Here is a 20,981-nt window from a genome sequence, read left to right on the forward strand (position 1 = left end):
CCGGTGGTGCCGTGCAGGCTGCGGGTGGTTGCTCGCGCAGTTCCCCGCGCCCCTTCAGGGGCGTACACGTGGCGCCCCTGAAGGGGCGCGGGGAACTGCGCGACCGGCCACAACGCACCCGCGGACAACCACGCTCCGTCACCTCTCCAACAGCATCCTCTGCAGCTCCCGCGCGGCCCGAGGCGGAGCCACATCACTCCGGTGAGCCAGCGCGATGGTCCGGTACAGCCCCGGCCGGGCCAACGGAGTGACCCGCAACCCCCGCCCCGACCGCGCCGCCACCATCCGCGGCACCACGGCCACCCCCAGCCCCGCCCGCACGAACCCCAGCACCGCGTCCATCTCGCCCCCCTCCACGGCGAACCCCGGCTCGAACCCAGCGGAGCGACACGCCGCGACGGTCAGCTCCCGCAGGTCGTACCCGTGCCGGAACATCACCAGCCGCTCACCCTCGAGATCGGAGATCTTCACCCCGCCGCGCCCCCGCCCCGGCACCGTCGCCTCGGGCGAGGACACCACCACCAGGTCCTCCCGCAGCAGCTCGACCGTGGTCAGCGCGGGCGACCCCGGCGGCAGCGGCAGCACGATCAGCGCCAGGTCCAGCGCCCCGCGCGCCAGCTCCCGTACGAGATCATGGGACCCGCTCTCCTCGATCAGCAGCTGGATCCCCGGGTAGCGGTCGTGGAACGCCCGCAGCACGTCCGGCAGCAGGCCGGTGCACAGACTCGGCGTCGCCCCCAGCCGCACCCGCCCGCTCCTGAGCTGCACCAGCTCCTGCACCTCGTGCCGCGCGGTGTCCGCGTCCGCGAGGATCCGCCGGGCCAGCGGCAGCAGCGCCTCGCCCGCGTCGGTGAGTGTGATGTTCCCCCGTGCGCGCAGGAAGAGATCCGCCCCCAGCTCCCGTTCCAGCGCCTTGATCTGCTGGGACAGCGACGGCTGGGCGACATGGACCAGCTCGGCGGCCCGGGTGAAGTGGCGGGTCTCCGCCACGGCGACGAAGTACTGAAGTTGCTGGAACTGCATGGTGACACGATAGCTTCTGGCTATCGAATCAAGCCGTACCATGTCTTGGACCGATGGGGCCGTTCGGCCCTACCGTCCTGGGCATGGCTCTGGCAACGCGGACGGACCGACGGCCGTCCATGGCACGCACGATGTGGGACAGCTCCGTCGGCAAGAAGACGGTGATGGCCGTCAGCGGCCTGATCATGCTGCTCTACCTGGTCGTACACATGTACGGGAACCTGAAGATCTACTTCGGGGCGGGCGACTTCAACCACTACGCCCACTGGCTGCGCACCATCGGCGAACCGTTCATGCACTACGAGTGGACGCTCTGGCTCGTCCGGATCGTCCTGGTCGTCGCCGTGGTCGCCCACGCCACGTCCGCCTACCAGCTCAGCCGCCGCGACCTCAGGGCACGCCCCAGCAAGTACGTGCACAAGAAGCCGCGGGCGTCCTACGCCACCCGCACGATGCGCTGGGGCGGGATCATCCTCGCCCTGTTCATCGTCTGGCACATCCTCGACCTGACCACCGGCACCGTGCACTCCGGCGGCTTCCAGGAGGGCCACCCGTACCAGAACGTCGTGGACACCTTCTCCACCTGGTACGGCAACGTCATCTACATCGTCGCGATGCTCGCGCTCGGCCTGCACGTGCGGCACGGCTTCTGGAGCGCCGCCCAGACCCTCGGCGTCGGCAGCCGCACCCGCGACCGCGCCCTGAAGACCGTTGCCAACGTCCTCGCGCTGCTGCTCACGGCCGGATTCATCGCCGTACCCGTGGGCGTCATGACCGGAGTGGTGAGCTGACATGACCGACTACGTGAACTACCCGACCGGCGAAGCCGTCACCGACGGCAAGGCGCCCTCCGGCCCCATCAACGAGCGCTGGGACAAACGCCGTTTCGAGGCCAAGCTGGTCAACCCCGCCAACCGGCGCAAGCACACCGTGATCGTCGTCGGCACCGGCCTGGCCGGCGGCTCCGCCGGCGCCACCCTCGCCGAACAGGGCTACCACGTCGTCCAGTTCTGCTACCAGGACTCCCCGCGCCGTGCCCACTCCATCGCCGCCCAGGGCGGTATCAACGCGGCGAAGAACTACCGCAACGACGGCGACTCCGTCCACCGGCTGTTCTACGACACCGTCAAGGGCGGCGACTTCCGCGCCCGCGAGTCCAACGTGCACCGCCTCGCGCAGATCTCCGTCGAGATCATCGACCAGTGCGTGGCGCAGGGCGTGCCCTTCGCCCGCGAGTACGGCGGTCTGCTCGACACCCGCTCGTTCGGCGGCGTCCAGGTGTCCCGGACCTTCTACGCCCGCGGCCAGACGGGACAGCAACTGCTCCTCGGCGCCTACCAGGCGCTGAGCCGGCAGATCGCCGCCGGGAACGTGGAGATGCATCCGCGTACCGAGATGCTCGACGTGATCGTCGTCGACGGGCGGGCGCGCGGGATCGTGGCCCGGGACCTGATCACCGGGAAGATCGACACGTACTTCGCGGACGCCGTCGTACTCGCCAGCGGTGGCTACGGCAACGTCTTCTACCTGTCGACGAATGCCATGAACTCCAACGCCACCGCGGTCTGGCGGGCGCACCGGCGCGGTGCCTACTTCGCCAACCCGTGCTTCACCCAGATCCACCCCACGTGCATCCCGCGCACCGGCGACCACCAGTCCAAGCTCACCCTGATGAGCGAGTCGCTGCGCAACGACGGCCGGATCTGGGTGCCCAAGGCCAAGGGCGACACCCGGCCGGCGAACCAGATCCCCGAGGACGAGCGCGACTACTACCTGGAGCGCATCTACCCGTCCTTCGGCAACCTGGTCCCGCGCGACATCGCCTCCCGCGCCGCGAAGAACGTCTGCGACGAGGGCCGGGGCGTCGGCCCGGGCGGGCAGGGCGTCTACCTGGACTTCGCCGACGCGATCAACCGGATGGGCCGGAAGGCCGTCGAGGCCAAGTACGGCAACCTCTTCGACATGTACCAGCGGATCACCGACGAGGATCCGTACCGGGTGCCGATGCGGATCTATCCCGCCGTGCACTACACGATGGGCGGACTGTGGGTCGACTACGACCTCCAGACCACCGTCCCCGGCCTGTTCGCGGTCGGCGAGGCGAACTTCTCCGACCACGGCGCCAACCGGCTGGGCGCGAGTGCGCTGATGCAGGGCCTCGCCGACGGCTACTTCGTCCTCCCGGCCACCATCAACGACTACCTCGCCCGCAACCCCCACCAGGAGGCGGTGACGGCCGAACACCCCGTCGTCCAGGAGGTGCTGGCCGAGACCGAGGACAGGCTGAACCTGCTGTTGTCGGTCGACGGCGACCGTACGCCGGACTCGTTTCACCGTGAACTCGGCGAGCTGATGTGGGAGTTCTGCGGCATGGCCCGCACGGACGCGGGACTGCGCAAGGCACTTGAGCGCATCCCGCAGATCCGTGAGGAGTTCTGGCGGCGCATCAAGGTGCCGGGGACCGGCGAGGAGTTCAACCAGTCCCTGGAGAAGGCCAACCGCATCGTCGACTACCTGGAACTCGCCGAGCTGATGTGCCTCGACGCGCTGCACCGCGCCGAGTCCTGCGGCGGCCACTTCCGCGAGGAGTCGCAGACGCCGGACGGCGAAGCGGCCCGCAGGGACGAGGAGTTCTCCTACGCGGCCGCCTGGGAGTTCACCGGTACCGGCGAGGCGCCCACCCTGCACAAGGAAGACCTGGTCTTCGAGTACGTCCACCCCACCCAGCGGAGCTACGCATGAAGCTCACCCTGCGCGTCTGGCGGCAGCGGAACGCCGACGCCGACGGCGCGATGTCCACGTACGAGGTGGACGGCATCTCCTCCGACATGTCCTTCCTGGAGATGCTCGACACGCTCAACGAGGAACTCATCCTGCGCGGTGAGGATCCCGTCGCCTTCGACCACGACTGCCGCGAGGGCATCTGCGGCGCGTGCTCCCTGGTGATCAACGGGGACGCGCACGGGCCCGAGCGGACCACCACCTGCCAGCTGCACATGCGGTCCTTCGAGGACGGCGACACGATCGACATCGAGCCGTGGCGGGCGTCCGCGTTCCCGGTGATCAAGGACCTGGTGGTGGACCGGTCGGCGTTCGACCGGATCATCCAGGCCGGCGGGTACATCACCGCACCGACCGGGGCCGCGCCGGAGGCGCACGCCACGGCGGTGCCGAAGGCCGACGCCGACTTCGCGTTCGAGCACGCGGAGTGCATCGGGTGCGGGGCGTGTGTCGCCGCCTGCCCGAACGGGGCGGCGATGCTGTTCACGTCCGCCAAGGTGAATCACCTGAACGTGCTGCCTCAGGGGGCGCCCGAGCGGGAGACGCGGGTGCTGGACATGGTGGGGCAGATGGATGCGGAGGGGTTCGGGGGGTGCACGCTGACGGGGGAGTGCGCGACTGCTTGCCCCAAGGGGATTCCGCTCGTGTCGATCACCAGCATGAACCGGGAGTGGCTGCGGGCTACCCGGAAGGCGGGGAAGCGGTAGCGCGCGGTTGCGGGGTGCGGGTGCGTGGGGGCTGGTCGCGCAGTTCCCCGCGCCCCTGCCGGGGCGCCGACGTTCGGGGCGTCAAATAAACAAGGTCGTTCGCCGGTACGTGCGGACGGGCGGGGTCGGCGTGGTGCTCGCCGGCCCCGTCTCGCTTTTCTTTACGGCCGTCTGATCATGGTTGCGTTACTCTCGGACGTCCGTGAGTGACCGAAAACGGTCCGACCCCCGGCATTCAGCAGTCGCACATCCACGGGTCCCGCGCATGTCACGCCGAGTCCAGCCTGCCACGGAAGAAAGCAGGTGCAGATTTCCTCAGCTTCCGCTCGGCGCAGGAGACCTCCATGACCGCCATGCCCGCCTCACCCCCCGCTCTCGCCGCCCCAACCGGGGACTCCGGCTATCTGGTGCAGCTCGCCCGTGACGAGGACGACGTCCGGGCCGCACAGAGGCTGCGCTACCAGGTGTTCGCCGGAGAGATGGGCGCCCGGCTCGACGGGCCGCAGCCGGGACTGGACGTGGACGCCTTCGACGCGTACTGCGACCACCTCCTCATCCGCGAAGCCCTCACCGGCGAGGTCGTCGGCACCTACCGGCTGCTGCCGCCCGAGCGCGCCGCGGTCGCCGGCCGCCTCTACTCCGAGGGCGAGTTCGACCTCGGCCCGCTCGCCGACATCCGCTCCGGCCTGGTCGAGGTCGGCCGCTCCTGCGTGCACCCCGCCCACCGCGACGGCGCCGTCATCGGCCTCATATGGGCCGGCATAGCCCGGTACATGGTGGACCGCGGCCACGAGTGGCTGGCCGGCTGCTGCTCGGTCCCGCTCGCCGACGGCGGTGCCCTCGCCGCCGCCACCTGGGACAAGGTGCAGGCCAAGCACCTGGCCCCGGAGGAGTTCCGGGTACGGCCGCTGAACCCCTGGGTGCCCACCGTGCGGGCACCCGAGGGCCGTACCGAGCTGCCTGCCCTGCTGCGCGGCTACATCCGCCTCGGTGCCTGGGTGTGCGGCGAGCCCGCGCACGACCCGGACTTCGGGGTCGCCGACATGTACGTCCTGCTGTCGATGCGCCGCGTCAACGCGCGCTATCTGCGGCACTTCCTCTCGCTCGTCCCGGCCTGATGAGCGTCTGGCTGCCCAGCGCGCCCTGCACCCCGGGCGCGTGCGTGGAACGCGCGGGGTCCCTCGCGGCCGTACCCCGGGCCGTGCTGCGGTTCGCCGCGGTCGTGGTCCTGATGCTGATCGCGATCGCGCTGCTCCCGCTCGGCGGGCGGATCCCCGCCGAGTGGGTGCGGCGGTTCTGCCGGCTGCTCGTGCGGGCCGCCGGGGTCCGGGTCCGGATCACCGGCAGCGCGCCCGGCACCGGCGGAGTGCTCCTGGTCGCCAACCACATCTCCTGGCTGGACATCCCGCTGCTGGCCGCCGTACGGCCCGCGCGGATGCTCGCCAAGAAGGAGATCCGCGAGTGGCCGGTGGCCGGCGCGCTGGTGGCGGGGGCCGGGGTGCTGTTCATCGACCGGGACCGGCTGCGTGCCCTGCCGGCCACGGTCGGCCGGATCGCGGGGGCGCTGCGGGAGGGCGCCGCGGTGGTCGCCTTCCCGGAGGGCAGCACCTGGTGCGGCCGGGCCCAGGGCCGGTTCCGCCGGGCCGTGTTCCAGGCCGCGCTGGACGCCGGCGCGCCCGTGCAGCCGGTGCGGCTGCAGTACCGGCTGGAAGGCGGGACGGCCAGCACCGTGCCGGCCTATGTCGGCGCGGACACGCTGCTGGCCTCCCTCTGGCGAGTGGTGACGACCCGCGGCCTGGTGGCCGAGGTGGAGATACGACCGCTGATAGCGGCCGGCAGCCACCCGGACCGTCGTACCCTCGCCCGCGCCGCCCAGCCGGTGACCCACGAGCCGGCCTGGACGCACGCGGCCCTGGTGAGCCCCGAACGGGCCTCTCAGTGGTCGGTCTCCAAGTGGAGCTTGAGCAGGTCGACCCCGTAGTCGCCGCCGTTGGGCGTGCGGATGATGGTGTGGATGTGCTGCTGGGTCGGCGTGCCGCCCGGGCCGCCCATGCCACCGCCGCCGCCCGGCGAGCCACCGGTCGGCATGCCCGTCGGCTGACCGGTGGGCTGTCCCGTCAGCTGCCCGGTGGGCTGGTTCCCGCCGGTGCCGGTCTTGGTGCCGTAGGCCAGCGGGGACTGGGCGTCGTACTCGATGAGGACGACGGGGCTGTGCACCCGGTAGTAGAAGGCCGAGGTGTCCTTGGTCCCGCCGAGCCAGTAGAAGTACGTCTGGTCCAGGTGCTCCTCCACCTCCTTCATCCTCACCTCGGCGTGCCCGTCGTCCATGTAGCCGACGTAGACCCGGACCAGCGCGAGGAGCTTGTCCCGCTGTGCGGAGGTGAGTTCGGAGCCCGGCAGGCCCTGGTAGGCGAGCTTCAGGTTGTCGGAGCCCGCGCCCGCCTTCATGTCCGTGCCGGACTTGCTCACCTTGGAGTCGATCACCTTGGCGCGCTGGGCCGGGGTGAGGGAGCGGATCAGGGTCAGCCCGGCCCTGGTCTCCGGCTTGAAGAGGGTGATCTTCTCGCCCTTGTAGGTGGCCGAGGTCGGCTCGGAGCCCATGAAGGTCGGGGTCATCACGACCTGGTCGCCGAGGACGAAGTAGTTGATGGCGACATGGTGGCCCTCGTACTGGAAACCCCACGGCTTGCTGGTCGACGGGGTGCCCATGAAGGTGAAGAAGTAGGCGCCCTCGGTGAGGGTCTCCCGGTTGCCGCCGTTGTAGTCGCCCAGGAACTGGTTGAGCTTCATGATGTTGCGGGTCTGGGTGAGACCCTTCGCGGACAGCGCGGCACCGAGCAGCGCGAAGCCCGACTCCCGCTTCTTGTCCGTGATGTCACCCATCCGGACGCCCTTGCGCTCATAGCCGTCGACGTTGCTCCAGGCCAGCCACTCGTCGTCGTCCACGTCGAACGTGCAGGACGTGCGCTCCTTCTGGCTGAGCCCGTCGAGGAACGCCTGCGCCGCCTTGACGACCTTGTCCGTGGAGACGTCCGTGGAGTGGATCGAGTACAGGTCGTCGACGACCTTGCCGTCCGTGGTGACGCCCACGAAGTCCTTGTACTTGACCTCGCTCTGGCCGGGGCCCATGCCACCGGAGCCGCCGGGACCGCCCGAGGGCATGCCGCCGGTCGGGGCGCCGGAGGCCGAACCGGACGCGTTCGAGGAGCCGTTGGAGCAGCCGGTCATGGTCGCCAGCGCGGCGGCACCGCCGGTGAGCAACGCCTTGTTCATGAACCAGCGGCGGGTGCGCTCTGCTTCGGGGGTGCGGGGGTGGTGTCCGTGCATACGCCCAAAATCCAGGGGCAACCTGAAGCGTTTCTGAAGATCATCGGGCGAGGGACCGGGACAGATAGGGTGCCGTGACGCTGCCCGCCGCCCGTGCGACCTCGGCCGGCGGGCCCGTCGCGACGATCCGGCCGCCCCGGTCCCCGCCGCCCGGCCCCAGGTCGATCACCCAGTCCGCGCCCGCCACGACCGTCATGTCGTGCTCGACCACCACGACCGTGTGGCCGGCGTCGACCAGTCCGTGCAACTGCCGCATCAGCACCTCGACATCGGCCGGATGCAGTCCCGTCGTCGGCTCGTCGAGCAGATACAGGGTGTGGCCGCGCCGGCCGCGCTGCAACTCGCTGGCCAGTTTGATCCGCTGGGCCTCACCGCCGGACAACTCCGTGGCGGGCTGCCCCAGTCGCAGATAACCGAGTCCCACGTCCAGCAGCGTGCCCAGGCTGCGGGCCACGGCCGGGGTGTCCGCGAAGAACTCCGCCGCGCCCTCCACGGTCAGATCCAGCACCTGGGCGATGTTCCGTCCCCGGTACGACACTTCGAGCGTCTGCGGGTTGTAGCGCGCCCCGCCGCAGTCCAGGCAGGGCGCGTAGGTGCTCGGCAGGAACAGCAACTCGACGCTGACGAAACCCTCGCCCTGACAGGTCTCGCAGCGCCCTCCGGAGACGTTGAACGAGAACCGGCCCACGCCGTAACCGCGTTCAAGCGCTTGGTCGGTGGCCGCGAACACCTTCCGTACGACGTCGAACAGGCCGGTGTAGGTGGCCAGGTTGGAACGCGGAGTGCGGCCGATCGGTCTCTGGTCGACGGACACCAGGCGGCCCACCCCGTCCAGCTCCTCGGTGATCTCGCCGATCAGCGTCGACTTGCCGGAGCCGGAGACCCCGGTGACGGCGGTGAGGACACCGAGCGGGAACTCGGCGGTGACCGCGCGCAGGTTGTGCCGGGTGACCGGGCCGATCCTCAACGAGCCCCTGGCCGACCGGAGTTCGCGTACCGGGGCGGGTTCCCGGGCGAACAGATAGCGGGCGGTCGCCGACTCCGCGACCGCCGCCAGCCCCGCCACCGGGCCGCTGTGCAGCACCTCGCCGCCGTGCTCCCCGGCGCGCGGACCCACGTCCACCAGCCAGTCGGCGCCGCGCACCACGTCCAGATGGTGCTCCACCACGAACACCGAGTTCCCGGCCGCCTTCAGCCGCTCCAGCACGGTGAGCAGTGCCTCGGTGTCCGCCGGGTGCAGACCCGCCGACGGCTCGTCCAGGACGTAGACGACACCGAACAGCCCGGAGCGCAACTGGGTGGCCAGACGCAGCCGTTGGAGCTCGCCCGCCGAGAGCGTGGGCGTGGCCCGGTCCAGGCTGAGGTAGCCGAGGCCGAGTTCGACGACCGGTGCGATACGGGAGGTGAGGTCCGCGGTGAGGACCCGCGCGGTCTCCGACACGCCCTGGGCGCCGAGCAGTTCGGCCAGTCCGGTCAGCGGCAGCGCGGCCAGTTCGGCGATCGTGCGGCCCGCGAAGGTCACGGCGAGGGCCTCGGGCCGCAGCCTGCTGCCACCGCACACCGGACAGGGTGCGCTGATCAGGAACCGCTCCGCCCTCGCCCGCAGGGTCGGGCTCTTGGTGTCGGAGAAGGTCTTCATCACGTACCGGCGGGCGCTCATGTACGTGCCCTGGTACGGCCGTTGGATGCGGTCCGGGTCCCGGACGGGGTGCACGGTGACCACCGGCTGCTCGTCGGTGAAGAGGATCCACTCGCGCTGCCCGGCGGGGAGTTCGCGCCAGGGGCGGTCGACGTCGTGGCCGAGCGTTTCCAGGATGTTCCGCAGGTTCTTGCCCTGCCAGGCGCCCGGCCAGGCCGCGATCGCGCCCTCGCGGATCGACAGCGAGGGGTCGGGGACCAGTGACTCCTCGGTCGTACGGTGCACCAGGCCCAGGCCGTGGCACTCCTGGCAGGCGCCCGCCGCCGTGTTGGGGGAGAACGCGTCGGAATCGAGGCGCTCCGCGCCCGGCGGATAGTCCCCGGCGCGGGAGAACAGCATGCGCAGGGAGTTGGAGAGGCTGGTGACCGTGCCGACCGAGGAGCGGGAGGTGGGGGCCGAGCGGCGCTGCTGCAGCGAGACCGCCGGCGGCAGCCCGCTGATCTCGCCGACCTTCGGCGCCCCGACCTGATGGATCAGCCGGCGCGCATATGGCGCCACCGACTCGAAGTAGCGCCGCTGCGCCTCGGCGTAGATCGTGCCGAACGCCAGGGACGACTTCCCCGAGCCGGACACACCGGTGAAGACGGCCAGCACGTCCCGGGGGATGTCCACGTCGACACCCTTGAGGTTGTGCTCACGGGCACCACGGACGCGGACGTACGGGTCGTGAGGGCTGTGCATCGGACGGGAACTCCGTGACGGACGACTCGCGGGGCAGGGACAAACCCCGCGATCCTAGCCCGGGCGGCCCCCGGCTACTGCGGAGGGTTGCCCTGGTTCCGCTGTCGGTCGATGTAGTCGTCGGCCTGCTTCTGGGCCGTGTCGACCTGGGACTGGTACTTGTTGCCGGTCCGCTGGTCGATCATGTCCCCGCCCTTTTCGACGCCCTGTTTGGCCTGGTCCTCGTGGCCTTTCAGCATCGCCTTGAGCTTGTCCAGCATGGACATGGCAGCCCTCCTCGTTGGTTGAGGCTTCCTCCCCCAGCGTCACCGGCCGGGGCGCGGTCCGCATCTCGGGGGCGGTACCGGCCGGAGTGCCCGCGTCCGCAGCCCGGCGGGCGTCCCCGTGCGGGCCCGGCGTGCCTGTGCGAGCTTGGAAACCGCGGATTCCCGCCGACCGCAGAAAGGCCCGGCCACATGAGCACTCCCGGTTTCGGATTCGGACGCAGTCCCTTCGAGGAGTTCGACGAGCTGATGTCCCGCTTCTTCGGCGGATCCGGGCCGGGCGCACCGGCCCGCCGCCCGCAGCGCGTCGACATCGGCAGCCTGCTCTCCGAGCGGGCCCGGGAACTGGTCGCCGAGGCGCGGGACCTCGCCGCCGTCGAGGGCAGCGAGGAACTGGACGCCCGGCATCTACTGGCCGCCGCCACCACCCATGACTCCACCCGGCGGCTGCTCACCGAGGCGGGCGCGGACCCCGACCAGCTCCGCGCGCGGCTCACCGCCGGACACGGCGGCGGAGAGAAGACCGAGCCCACCGCCCTCACCCCGGCCGCCAAGCGGGCCCTGCTCGACGCCTACCAGATCTCCCGCGCCGAGGGCGCCTCCTACATCGGCCCCGAGCACCTGCTCCGCGCGCTCGCCGCGAACCCGGAGTCGACGGCCGGGCGGGCGCTCGGCGACAGCGGCTGGGAGCCGACCCGGATGCCCGTCGAGGGCGCGGCGGAACGCAAGAAGCCCAGCACCACGCCGACCATCGACGAGTACGGCCGCGATCTCACCGAGGACGCCAGGGCCGGCCGCCTGGACCCGGTGATCGGCCGGGACGAGGAGGTCGAGCAGACCATCGAGGTGCTCTCCCGGCGCAGCAAGAACAACCCCGTGCTGATCGGCGACCCCGGCGTCGGCAAGACGGCCATCGTCGAGGGCATCGCCCAGCGGATCGTGGCCGGCGACGTGCCCAAGACCCTCGAAGGCAAACGGCTGGTCTCCCTGGACCTCGCCGGGATGGTCGCCGGCACCAAGTACCGGGGCGAGTTCGAGGAACGGCTGAAGAAACTCCTCGACGAGGTCCAGGAGCACGGCGACGAACTCGTGTTGTTCCTCGACGAGTTGCACACCGTGGTGGGGGCCGGGGGCGGTGGCGAAGGAGCCCTCGACGCCGGCAACATCCTCAAACCCGCCCTCGCGCGCGGCGAGTTGCACCTCATCGGTGCGACCACCGTCGACGAGTACCGCAAGCACATCGAGAAGGACGCGGCCCTGGAGCGCCGGTTCGCGCCCATCCTGGTCGGCGAACCCACCGTCGACGACACCATCGAGATCCTGCGCGGCCTGCGCGACCGCTACGAGGCCCACCACCAGGTCCGTATCACCGACGAGGCGGTGGTCGCGGCGGCCGAGCTGTCCGACCGGTACATCACCTCCCGCTTCCTGCCCGACAAGGCGATCGACCTGATGGACCAGGGCGCGGCCCGGGTCCGGCTGCGCTCCAAGACCCCGCCCACCGACACCCGGGACATCGAGGACCGGCTCGCCGCCCTGAACCGGGAGAAGGACCAGGCCGTCGCCGACGAGGAGTACGAGCGCGCCAAGGAACTCCGCGACCGGATCAAGGAGGCCGAGGGCGAGCTGGAACAGGCGGGCACCGCCGAGGAGCAGGCGCCGAAGGTGACCGCCGAGGACATCGCCGAGGTCGTCTCCCGCACCACCGGCATCCCGGTCGCCGAGCTCACCGAGGAGGAGCGGGAGCGGCTGATGAAGCTGGAGGAGCACCTCCACGAGCGGGTCGTCGGCCAGGACGAGGCGATCACCGCCGTCGCCCGCGCGGTCCGCCGCGCCCGCGCCGGCATGAGCGACCCCAACCGCCCCGTCGGCAGCTTCCTCTTCCTCGGCCCGACCGGCGTCGGCAAGACCGAACTGGCCCGCGCCCTGGCCGCCGCCCTGTTCGGCGACGAGACCCGCATGATCCGCCTCGACATGAGCGAGTTCCAGGAGCGCCACACGGTCTCCCGGCTGGTCGGCGCCCCGCCCGGCTACGTCGGCCACGAGGAGGCCGGTCAGCTCACCGAGGCGGTGCGCAGGCAGCCGTACGCCGTGCTGCTCCTGGACGAGGTGGAGAAGGCGCACCCCGACGTCTTCAACACCCTGCTCCAGCTCCTGGACGACGGCCGCCTCACCGACTCCCAGGGGCGCACGGTCGACTTCAAGAACACGGTCGTCATCATGACGTCGAACATCGGCGCCGACCGCATCCTGGCCGCGGGCACCGAGGACTACACCAAGGTCCGCGAGGCGGTCATGCCCGCCCTGCAGCAGCACTTCCGCCCGGAGTTCCTGAACCGCATCGACGAGATCATCGTCTTCCGCGGTCTGGACCGGACCCAACTGCGCCAGATCGTCGACCTGTTGCTGGAACACACCCGGGGCCGGCTGCACGCCCAGGACGTCGGCCTCGAAGTCACCGACACGGCCGCCGAGTTGCTTGCCAACCTCGGCCACGAGCCGGACTTCGGCGCCCGCCCGCTGCGCCGGACCATCCAGCGCGAGGTCGACGACCGCCTCGCCGACCTGCTGCTCTCGGGCCAACTCGTCGCGGGCGACCGGGCGGTGGTGGACGCGGCAGACGGCCAGATCGTGATCCGCTCGGACAAACCCGCGACGGTCTAGGAGTTCACGATCGAGGCCAGCCGCCGGTAGGAGTCCAGCAGGGCCTCGCGGTCGTAGGTGCTGGTGGTGACCAGCACCTCGTCCGCGCCCGTCTCCTTCAGGACCGTGTCCAGTTCGTGCGCCACCTGGTCCTCGGTGCCGGCGATGTGACCGGCGAGGCCGGCCTCGTAGAAGCCGCGTTCCTTCGCGGTCATCGTCCGGGCCTCGACGGCCTCGGCCGACGGCAGCGGCGGGAAGGTGCCGTGGGTGCGGGAGTACGCCATCGACCAGGCCTCCGGGACCAGCAGCCGGTGTGCCGCCTCGGGGGTGCCGGCGACGGCGATCGTGCCCGAGATCACGACGTACGGCTCGGCGGCCCAGGGGGAGGGACGGAAGCGGTCCCGGTAGTGGTCGATGCCGCGCCGCATCTTCTCGCGGCCCCGCAGATCCCCGATGACCATCGGCAGCCCGGCCCGGGCCGCGATGTCCGCGCCCTCGCCCATCGCCAGCACGAACGGCGGTACGCGCAGCCCCTCCGACGGGCGGGCCCGCACCCCGGTCGGCGAGGTGCCCTCGAACCAGCCGAGGAGCTCACCGAGCTGTGCCGCGAAGTCCTCGGCGTCGCCCTTGTCGTGTCCGAGCGCCCTGCGGACGCCGTCGGTGAAGCCCACCGAACGGCCCAGTCCCATGTCGATCCGCCCGGGGTACAGCGACTCCAGCACCCCGAACTGCTCGGCCACCACCAGAGGCCGGTGGTTGGGCAGCATGACACCGCCGGTGCCGACCCGGACGGTCCGGGTCGCGCCGGCCACGGCGGCGGCCAGGACCGTCGGCGCCGACCCGGCGACCCCGGGCACGCCGTGGTGCTCCGACACCCAGAAACGCTGATAACCGAGCGCCTCCGCCTCCCGCGCCAGCGCCACGGTGTCCCGCAGCGCCTCGCCGGGCGCGTGTCCCTCCCGGGTGCGCGAGCGGTCGAGGACGGAGAACCGGGTCCTGGCGATGGTGGCGTTCACAGACGGTTCAACGCTCCGGCGGCCCCGTGATTCCCGCCGTCACACCACGTCGGCGGCGGGCCCCGGACCGGGCACTCTTCGGCGGGCGGATGAACCGGATTTCCGGCGACTAGGGTTGCCGCGTGACAGAGAGCAGCAAGCGTCCGGTCGCCGTGTTCGACATCGACAACACCCTCGCCGACACCGCGCACCGGCAGCGGTTCCTGGAGAGCAGGCCCAGGGACTGGGACGCGTTCTTCGCGGCCGCGCCGCAGGATCCGCCGATCGCCCAGGGCGTCGCGCTGGCCGCGGCGACCGCCGAGGAGTGCGAGATCGTCTATCTCACCGGGCGGCCCGAGCGCTGCCGGCGCGACACGCTGGACTGGCTCGCCGCCCACGGGCTGCCCGAGGGGCGCGTCCACATGCGCCGCAACGCCGACCGCAGACCCGCCCGGCACACCAAGCTGGAGATCCTGCGCCGCCTCGCCGAACGGCGCGAGGTCCGGGTCCTGGTCGATGACGACGAGCTGGTGTGCGACGCCGCCGAACGGGCCGGGTTCACCGTCGTACGGGCCCGCTGGGCCCAGCACTCGGCCGCGCTGGAGCAGGCCCAGGAGGGGGAGGGGCGGACCTGAGACCGACCGCGGGCCTCAGTCCTCGTCCTCGATGCGGAAGCCCACCTTCAGGCCCACCTGGTAGTGCTCGATCCGCCCGTCCTCGATCTGGCCCCTGACCTGCGTCACCTCGAACCAGTCCAGGTTGCGGAGGGTCTGGCCGGCGCGTGCGACACCGTTGCGGATGGCCTGGTCGATCCCCTCGTGCGAGGTGCCGACGATCTCGGTGACCCGGTAGGTGTGGTTCGACATACGGGTGCTCCTCTCCGCCGTGACGGGCGTCACGCGTCACTCCACCGTGCCCCATCCGGAAGCGGAGCGCGAGGTGTCGGTTCCGAACCGCTGACAGCCCTTGACCCTCCGTATTGGTCCATACCAGAATCCCGTACACCCGTACGGGCGCTCTCGCGCTCGTTCCCCCACGCCGGGCCCCTTCCCCTGTCCGCCAGGCAGAACAGGAACCCCGTGAGACGTCGCCGGCCGCTCGCCCTCGTCTGTGTGTCCGCCGCCCTGCTGAGCGCCTGTGGAGTACTGCCGGGCAGTGGCGGTGAGCGGCACACCGTCACGGTGTGGCTGATGCAGAACAGCGCGTCGAAGGACTTCCTGCGCCGGTTCACCGCGGACTTCGAGCGCACCCACGAGGACATCCGCCTCGACATCCGCATCCAGCAGTGGACCGGGATCGTGGACAAGGTCCAGGCGGCGCTGAAGAGCGACTCCGGCGGTGGGCCCGACGTCATCGAGGTCGGCAACACCCAGGTCCCGCAGTACGTGGAGGACGGCCGGCTCACCGACCTCACGCTGGAGTCGATGCGCGACTGGGGCAAGGACCAGTGGCTGCCCGGACTCGCCGAACCGGGCCGGGACGACTCGCGCCAGTACGGCATCCCCTGGTACGCGGCCAACCGGGTCGTCATCTACCGCAAGGACCTCTTCGCGAAGGCCGGCATCACCTCCCCGCCGAAGACCCGGAAGGAGTGGCTGGCCGACACCGAGAAGCTCAACTCCGGTGGGAGACAGGGGATCTACCTCGCCGGACAGGACTGGTACACGCTCTCCGGGTTCGTCTGGGACGAGGGCGGCGACCTCGCCGAGGAGACCGACGCCGGCTGGAAGGGCACGCTGGACAGCCCGGCCGCCCTGCGCGGAATGGACTTCTACCGGCGGCTCCAGGCACTCGGCAAGGGGCCCGTGGACGCCGACGAGGAACACCCGCCCCAGGCCGGGGTGTTCGCGGACGGCAAGGTCGCACAGATCATCGCGGTACCCGGGCTGACCCAGTCCGTCGTGCAGGAGAATCCACAACTCAAGGACAAGATCGGGTACTTCCCGGTGCCCGGGCTGACGGCCGGTCACCCCGGCGCCGTCTTCACCGGCGGCTCCGACCTCGTCGTACCGCAGAACACCGACCGGCCCTACGACGCGACCGCCGTCGTCGGCGCGCTCACCGGCGCCAAGTGGGACACCGAACTCGCCCGCACCATGAACTACGTGCCCAACAAGACCACGCTGGCGAGCGCGGTCGCCGGGGAGGAGGGGGTCGCCGCCATGGCGGCGGGCGCCGCGCGGGGACGGGCGACCCCCCACACCCCGGACTGGCCGGCGGTCGAGGCCGACAACCCGATCAAGGGCTATATGACCGAGGTGCTCGGCGGTGCGGACCCCGCGACCGAGGCCCGCCGCGCCTCCCGGCGCATCACCGAACTCCTCGCACCGGACTTCGGGTGACTCAGCGCGCCATGCTCAGGGACAGCGCGAAGCGGCCCTGCGAGTCGGTCCACCAGTTGGTCAACTCCAGCCCGGCAGCGGCCAGTTCCGCGGTCACGCCGGCCCGCCGGAACTTCGCCGACACCTCGGTGCGCAGTTCCTCGCCGGCCGCGAAGTCCACGGCCAGATCGAGCGCCGGCACCTTCACGGTCTGCACGACACGCGAGCGCAGCCGCATCTCGATCCACTCGTCGGCCGCGTCCCACAGGGCGACGTGGTCGAAGGCGTCCGGGTCGAAGTCGGCGTCCAGCTCCCGGTTGACGACGGCCAGGACGTTCTTGTTGAACTCGGCCGTCACCCCGGCCGCGTCGTCGTACGCCCGGACCAGGACCTCCTCGTCCTTGACCAGGTCGGTGCCGAGCAGCAGCGCGTCGCCGGGTGCGAGGAGCCCCCGGATCGAGGCCAGGAACGCGGCCCGCTCGGCGGGGAGCAGATTGCCGATCGTGCCGCCGAGGAACGCCAGCAGCCGCGGCCCCGGCGTCTCGGGCAGCTCCATCCGGCCGGTGAAGTCGGCGATCAGGGCGTGCACGGTCAGCCCAGGCCGCTCCTCGATGAGCGCCTGCCCGGCCTGTGTCAGCGCGCTCTCGCTGACGTCGACCGGCACGTACACCTGGAGGTCGGTGAGCGCGTCGATGAGCAGGCGGGTCTTCTCGGAGGAGCCCGAGCCCAGCTCCACCAGGGTGCGGGCACCGCTCGCGGCGGCGATCTCACCGGACCGGGCGAGCAGGATCTCCCGCTCGGCCCGGGTCGGGTAGTACTCGGGCAGTTCGGTGATCTCCTCGAAGAGTTCGCTGCCCCGGGCGTCGTAGAACCACTTCGGCGGCAGCGTCTTGGGGGTGGCGGTGAGGCCGCTCAGGACATCGGCGCGCAGCGCGGCGTCCGTCGCGTCCTCGGGGAGGGTGCGGGTGACACGGAGGGGACTCACGTACAGGGCTCCTTCGGGGATGCGGATGCCGGGTCCTCGACGGGGGCGGGCTCGATCGGGGCGAGTACGACGCCCGTGCGGCTCGTGGTGAGCAGGGTGCGGTCGGGGACCTCCCGCCAGTGCGGGTCGTCGTCGTACGGCTCGGAGGCGACGACGGTGCGGCCGGGTTCCGAGAGGTGGAAGAGGCTGTCCCCCCAGGCGGTGGCGGCGATGGTCTCGCCGTCGGTGAGGAGGAGGTTGAGACGGGCGGCCGGTGCGGCCTCGGCCACCTGGAGAACCGTTTCGGCAAGAGCGGGGCCCGGTTCCGTGCCGGTCCGCAGCCGGTGCAGGGCCAGCGCCCAGACGAACGCCGAGTCGGTGCGCGCCTCCATCGACAGCAGCTCGGCCGGGGGCAGCAGGGGGGCGAGGGGGGCCACGGACTGCGGCCAGCCGGGGATCGCCCCGTTGTGGCTGAACAGCCAGCGGCCCGCGGCGAACGGCGCCGCCGCGGCCTCCCCGTCCGCACCCGCCAGGGTCGCGTCCCGTACGGCGGCGAGCAGCGCGCCGGTGCGGACGACCCGGGCCAGGTCGGCGAAGGACGGGTCGGCCCAGATCGGCACCGCCCGCCGGTACCGGGCCGGCTGCGGATCCTCCGGGGCGTACCAACCCACCCCGAAACCGTCGGCGTTGACCGTCCCGTACCGCTGCCGCCGGGGTGCCCACGACTGGCGGTGGAGGGAGTGCCCGGGCTCCACGAGGAGTCGGCCGAGCGGCTCCTCGGGTCCCAGGTAGGCCAGATGACGGCACATCAGGCCGTCTCCGCGGAACGGGCGGTGCGGAAGCCGGAGAAGATCTGCCGCCGGATCGGGTAGTCCCAGTTGCGGAACGTCCCCCGGCAGGCCACCTGGTCCACGGCGAACGAGCCGCCGCGCAGCACCTTGTACTCGGGGCCGAAGAACACCTCCGAGTACTCCTTGTACGGGAAGGCGGCGAACCCGGGATAGGGGAGGAAGTCGCTGGCCGTCCACTCCCAGACGTCGCCGATCAACTGCCGCACGCCCAGCGGCGATTCGCCCTCGGGATAGCTGCCCGCCGGGGCCGGCCGCAGATGCCGCTGGCCCAGGTTGGCGTGGGCCGGGGCCGGGTCGGCGTCGCCCCACGGGTAGCGGCGCGAGCGGTTCTCGCCGGGGTGGTGCCGGGCGGCCTTCTCCCACTCGGCCTCGGTGGGCAGCCGGCGCCCGGCCCAGCGGGCGTAGGCGTCCGCCTCGTACCAGCACACGTGCAGCACCGGCTCCTCGGGCGGGACCACCTCGGTGACCCCGAACCGGCGGCGCAGCCACTGGCCGCCCTCCCGGTGCCAGAACTGCGGGGCGGAGATGGAGTGCTGCCGGATGTGCGCCCAGCCCTCCGGCGTCCACCAGCGCTCGTTCTCGTAGCCGCCGTCCTCGATGAACTCCAGATACCGGCCGATGGTGACCGGGGTGGTGTCGATCCAGTAGGCGGCCACCTCCCGCCGGTGCGCGGGGCGTTCGTTGTCCAGCGCCCAGGGCTCGGTGGAGGTGCCCATCGTGAACGGGCCGCCGGGGACCAGGACTTCGGCCGGGCCGGTGAACGGCGGTGCCGGGTCCGGGTCGGGAGCGGTCAAGACCTGGGGACCCGTGCGGAGCTGATGGGTGATCAGCATCGTCTCGTCGTGCTGCTGTTCGTGCTGCGCGATCATGCCGAAGGCGAAGCCCGCCTCGGTCAGCCGGGTGCCGCTGAACGCCGAGCTCTCCAGCAGGTCGAACGCCCGGCCGCGTACCTCCGCCGCGTACTGCCGGGCCTCGGCGGGCGGCAGCAGCGGCAGCGAGGGCCGCTCGGAACGCGGATGCTCGAAGGCGTCGTACAGCGTGTCGATCTCGGGGCGCATCGGCTCCCGGCCGCCGACGTTGCGCAGCAGCCAGAGCTCCTCCTGGTTGCCGATGTGGGCGAGGTCCCACACCAGTGGGGACATCAGCGGAGAGTGCTGGGCGGTCAGATCGGGCTCCTCGACACAGCTGGTCAGGAGCGTGGTGCGGGCGCGGGCCGTGGTCAGGGATGTCAGCGCCCGGTCACGCAGAGCCTCGATATCGATGTCGGTCTCGGTCTCGGTCATGCGCTGATGTCCTTCCCATGGGCGCGACCGGCCGTGCCGCGCAGTCGGTCCAGCAGGTCGTCGGCCGGGCAGCGGCCCTGGCGGACGTACCGGTCCAGGTACTCGGCCACGGCGGCCACGACCTCGGGGGCCGCGCCGAGCCGGGGCAGGGCCTCCACCGCCGCCGCGAAACAGACGACGGCGGCCTCCTGCAGCTCCGGGTCGCCGAGCCCGGTCCGTGCCGCGTCGAGCCACAGCGGATTGTGCGGGGCGGGCAGCGACAGCGCCCGCTCGGCCAGCGGTTTCACCGTCCGGTACGCGGTCTCGGCGGCCTCCGGGTCGTCGAACAGCGCCGCCGTCACCGCCAGCGGCACGATCCACCCGTCGTCGCCCGGCTGCGCGTCGATCATCCGCAGCTCGAGATGACCGCGCGGCCTGACCGGCGGGAAGAGCGTGGTGAGGTGGTACTCGAGATCCTTCCTGGTGGGCGCACCCGACCGGGTCCAGTCCCGGAAGGTCAGGCCCTCAGGCACCTCCCAGGGACCGCTGTCCCGCCGTACGCACATCACCGGGGCGTCGAGCACATGCCGGGCCCAGGCCATGCGGGGGTCGCCGTCCAGCGGCGGCGCGCCCGCGCGGCCTGCACCGATCTCCATCCACAGCAGCTGCCGGGTGGACAGCCAGCCGGTGGGCCGCCCGCCCACCAGGGGGGAGTTGGCGAAGGCGGCCACCAGCACCGGGCCCAGCTGATGGGCCAGCCACCAGCGGCGGGCGTGCCCCAGCGGGCCGGGCTCCTCGTGGCCGGCGTCCAGGCAGACCTGTACCGAGGCCGAGGTGCACATCATGTGGCGGCCCGCCGTGCCGGTGCGGTCCAGGCACCTCTCCATCGCCTCGTAGCGCGGTTCGCGCAGGAAGCGGCGGGGAGTGTGCCAGGGATCGTGACCGACGCCCACGAGACCGAGGTCCTGCTCTGCGAGGACCGTGCGGACGGCGTCCAGGTCGGCGGAAACGGTGCCGATGCACTCCGTCAGGGAGGCGGCGGGCGGCGAGCTCAGCTCCAGCTGACCGCCGGGTTCGACGGTGAGCGCCGACCCCAGGGGCACCGTGCGCAGTGCGGCGTAGGCCGCTTCGAGTCGTTCGGATGTCACCGGGAGCTGCGGCTGCCGCAGCTCGTGGACCAGCCATTCCACTTCGACCCCGAGGGTGCGGGGCGGGCCGGTCTTGAAGCAGATGCCCTTGACCAGGGCCTCCACCTCGGCCTCGGTGACAGCTGTGCGGTCGTCCGAGAAGTCGGTCTTCACCGACCCGTCGGTACAGTCACCGCTGTCGGATATTGAGTCGGACATGTCGGGATCCTCCTGAGATTCCACCATGCCGCCGGCCCGGCCCCGGATGGTTCCGGGACGGCATCGTCCGTCCCACCCAAGACCTTCGCGTCCATTCGCACAAGGGCGCCCAAGAGGA

General features: G+C 71.4%; 18 protein-coding genes. 8 read left to right on the forward strand and 10 right to left on the reverse strand.

The features are described 5' to 3' along the window. Positions 1-138: 138 nt before the first annotated feature. On the reverse strand, positions 139-1,023 hold the full coding sequence (locus AB0D85_RS15050; RefSeq protein WP_362319131.1) for a LysR family transcriptional regulator: 885 nt from the start codon (positions 1,021-1,023) through the stop codon (positions 139-141). A gap of 119 nt (positions 1,024-1,142) precedes the next feature. On the opposite strand from AB0D85_RS15050, the gene AB0D85_RS15055 reads away from it, so the two are divergent. The 5 genes from AB0D85_RS15055 (at position 1,143) to AB0D85_RS15075 (ending at position 6,492) form a co-directional block, all read left to right on the forward strand. Continuing rightward, positions 1,143-1,814 (forward strand): succinate dehydrogenase, encoded by a 672-nt coding sequence (locus tag AB0D85_RS15055; RefSeq protein ID WP_362319303.1) that lies wholly within the window; start codon positions 1,143-1,145, stop codon positions 1,812-1,814. 1 nt (position 1,815) lies between these two features. Then, positions 1,816-3,765 carry a fumarate reductase/succinate dehydrogenase flavoprotein subunit gene (locus tag AB0D85_RS15060; RefSeq protein ID WP_362319134.1) on the forward strand — a complete coding sequence of 650 codons (1,950 nt, stop codon included), beginning with the start codon at positions 1,816-1,818 and terminating at the stop codon, positions 3,763-3,765. After that, on the forward strand, positions 3,762-4,511 hold the full coding sequence (locus AB0D85_RS15065; RefSeq protein WP_362319137.1) for a succinate dehydrogenase/fumarate reductase iron-sulfur subunit: 750 nt from the start codon (positions 3,762-3,764) through the stop codon (positions 4,509-4,511). The genes AB0D85_RS15060 and AB0D85_RS15065 overlap by 4 nt, the downstream gene beginning before the upstream one ends. 353 nt (positions 4,512-4,864) lie before the next feature. Further along, positions 4,865-5,629 (forward strand): GNAT family N-acyltransferase, encoded by a 765-nt coding sequence (locus tag AB0D85_RS15070; RefSeq protein WP_362319306.1) that lies wholly within the window; start codon positions 4,865-4,867, stop codon positions 5,627-5,629. Next, entirely contained in the window at positions 5,629-6,492 is an 864-nt protein-coding gene (locus tag AB0D85_RS15075) for a lysophospholipid acyltransferase family protein (RefSeq protein ID WP_362319140.1), read from the forward strand. Before AB0D85_RS15070 ends, AB0D85_RS15075 begins: the two co-directional genes overlap by 1 nt. On the opposite strand, the gene AB0D85_RS15080 is transcribed toward AB0D85_RS15075, so the two are convergent. From AB0D85_RS15080 to AB0D85_RS15090, 3 genes are all read right to left on the reverse strand, one after another. Continuing rightward, positions 6,447-7,838: a DUF3500 domain-containing protein gene (locus AB0D85_RS15080; RefSeq protein ID WP_362319144.1), complete on the reverse strand. Its 1,392-nt coding sequence runs from the start codon at positions 7,836-7,838 to the stop codon at positions 6,447-6,449. The two genes, AB0D85_RS15075 and AB0D85_RS15080, sit on opposite strands and share 46 nt — an antisense overlap. A gap of 40 nt (positions 7,839-7,878) precedes the next feature. Continuing rightward, complete coding sequence (locus AB0D85_RS15085) at positions 7,879-10,218, reverse strand: excinuclease ABC subunit UvrA (protein WP_362319147.1); 2,340 nt, start codon at positions 10,216-10,218, stop codon at positions 7,879-7,881. Positions 10,219-10,292: 74 nt separating this feature from the next. Next, positions 10,293-10,484, reverse strand: coding sequence for an antitoxin (locus AB0D85_RS15090; RefSeq protein ID WP_362319150.1), 192 nt, complete (start codon positions 10,482-10,484; stop codon positions 10,293-10,295). Positions 10,485-10,673: 189 nt separating this feature from the next. Here AB0D85_RS15090 and AB0D85_RS15095 point away from each other — a divergent pair, with 189 nt between their 5' ends. After that, a complete protein-coding gene (locus AB0D85_RS15095; RefSeq protein ID WP_362319153.1) occupies positions 10,674-13,145 on the forward strand; it encodes an AAA family ATPase in 2,472 nt (823 codons plus the stop codon). Here AB0D85_RS15095 and AB0D85_RS15100 read toward each other — a convergent pair. Continuing rightward, positions 13,142-14,140, reverse strand: coding sequence for an LLM class flavin-dependent oxidoreductase (locus AB0D85_RS15100; RefSeq protein ID WP_362319156.1), 999 nt, complete (start codon positions 14,138-14,140; stop codon positions 13,142-13,144). The genes AB0D85_RS15095 and AB0D85_RS15100 overlap by 4 nt on opposite strands. A 122-nt stretch (positions 14,141-14,262) precedes the next feature. On the opposite strand from AB0D85_RS15100, the gene AB0D85_RS15105 reads away from it, so the two are divergent. Beyond that, complete coding sequence (locus tag AB0D85_RS15105; protein ID WP_362319159.1) at positions 14,263-14,754, forward strand: HAD family acid phosphatase; 492 nt, start codon at positions 14,263-14,265, stop codon at positions 14,752-14,754. Positions 14,755-14,769: 15 nt separating this feature from the next. Here AB0D85_RS15105 and AB0D85_RS15110 read toward each other — a convergent pair whose 3' ends face one another. Then, positions 14,770-14,985, reverse strand: a complete 216-nt coding sequence (locus AB0D85_RS15110; protein ID WP_362319162.1) for a dodecin — start codon at positions 14,983-14,985, stop codon at positions 14,770-14,772. Positions 14,986-15,198: 213 nt separating this feature from the next. Between AB0D85_RS15110 and AB0D85_RS15115 the strand changes: the two genes are divergently transcribed. Further along, on the forward strand, positions 15,199-16,461 hold the full coding sequence (locus AB0D85_RS15115; RefSeq protein WP_362319164.1) for an extracellular solute-binding protein: 1,263 nt from the start codon (positions 15,199-15,201) through the stop codon (positions 16,459-16,461). Between the two features lies 1 nt (position 16,462). On the opposite strand, the gene egtD is transcribed toward AB0D85_RS15115, so the two are convergent. The 4 genes from egtD to egtA are packed head-to-tail and all read right to left on the reverse strand — an operon-like array spanning position 16,463 to position 20,863. After that, positions 16,463-17,425 (reverse strand): L-histidine N(alpha)-methyltransferase, encoded by a 963-nt coding sequence (egtD, locus tag AB0D85_RS15120; protein ID WP_362319167.1) that lies wholly within the window; start codon positions 17,423-17,425, stop codon positions 16,463-16,465. After that, positions 17,422-18,213, reverse strand: a complete 792-nt coding sequence (gene egtC, locus AB0D85_RS15125; RefSeq protein WP_362319170.1) for an ergothioneine biosynthesis protein EgtC — start codon at positions 18,211-18,213, stop codon at positions 17,422-17,424. Before egtC ends, egtD begins: the two co-directional genes overlap by 4 nt. Beyond that, positions 18,213-19,538 (reverse strand): ergothioneine biosynthesis protein EgtB, encoded by a 1,326-nt coding sequence (egtB, locus tag AB0D85_RS15130; RefSeq protein WP_362319173.1) that lies wholly within the window; start codon positions 19,536-19,538, stop codon positions 18,213-18,215. Before egtB ends, egtC begins: the two co-directional genes overlap by 1 nt. Further along, entirely contained in the window at positions 19,535-20,863 is a 1,329-nt protein-coding gene (gene egtA / locus AB0D85_RS15135) for an ergothioneine biosynthesis glutamate--cysteine ligase EgtA (protein WP_362319176.1), read from the reverse strand. Before egtA ends, egtB begins: the two co-directional genes overlap by 4 nt. Between the last annotated feature and the right edge of the window lie 118 nt (positions 20,864-20,981).

The organism is Streptomyces sp. NPDC048277, assembly GCF_040652235.1.
Taxonomy (GTDB): Bacteria; Actinomycetota; Actinomycetes; order Streptomycetales; family Streptomycetaceae; genus Streptomyces.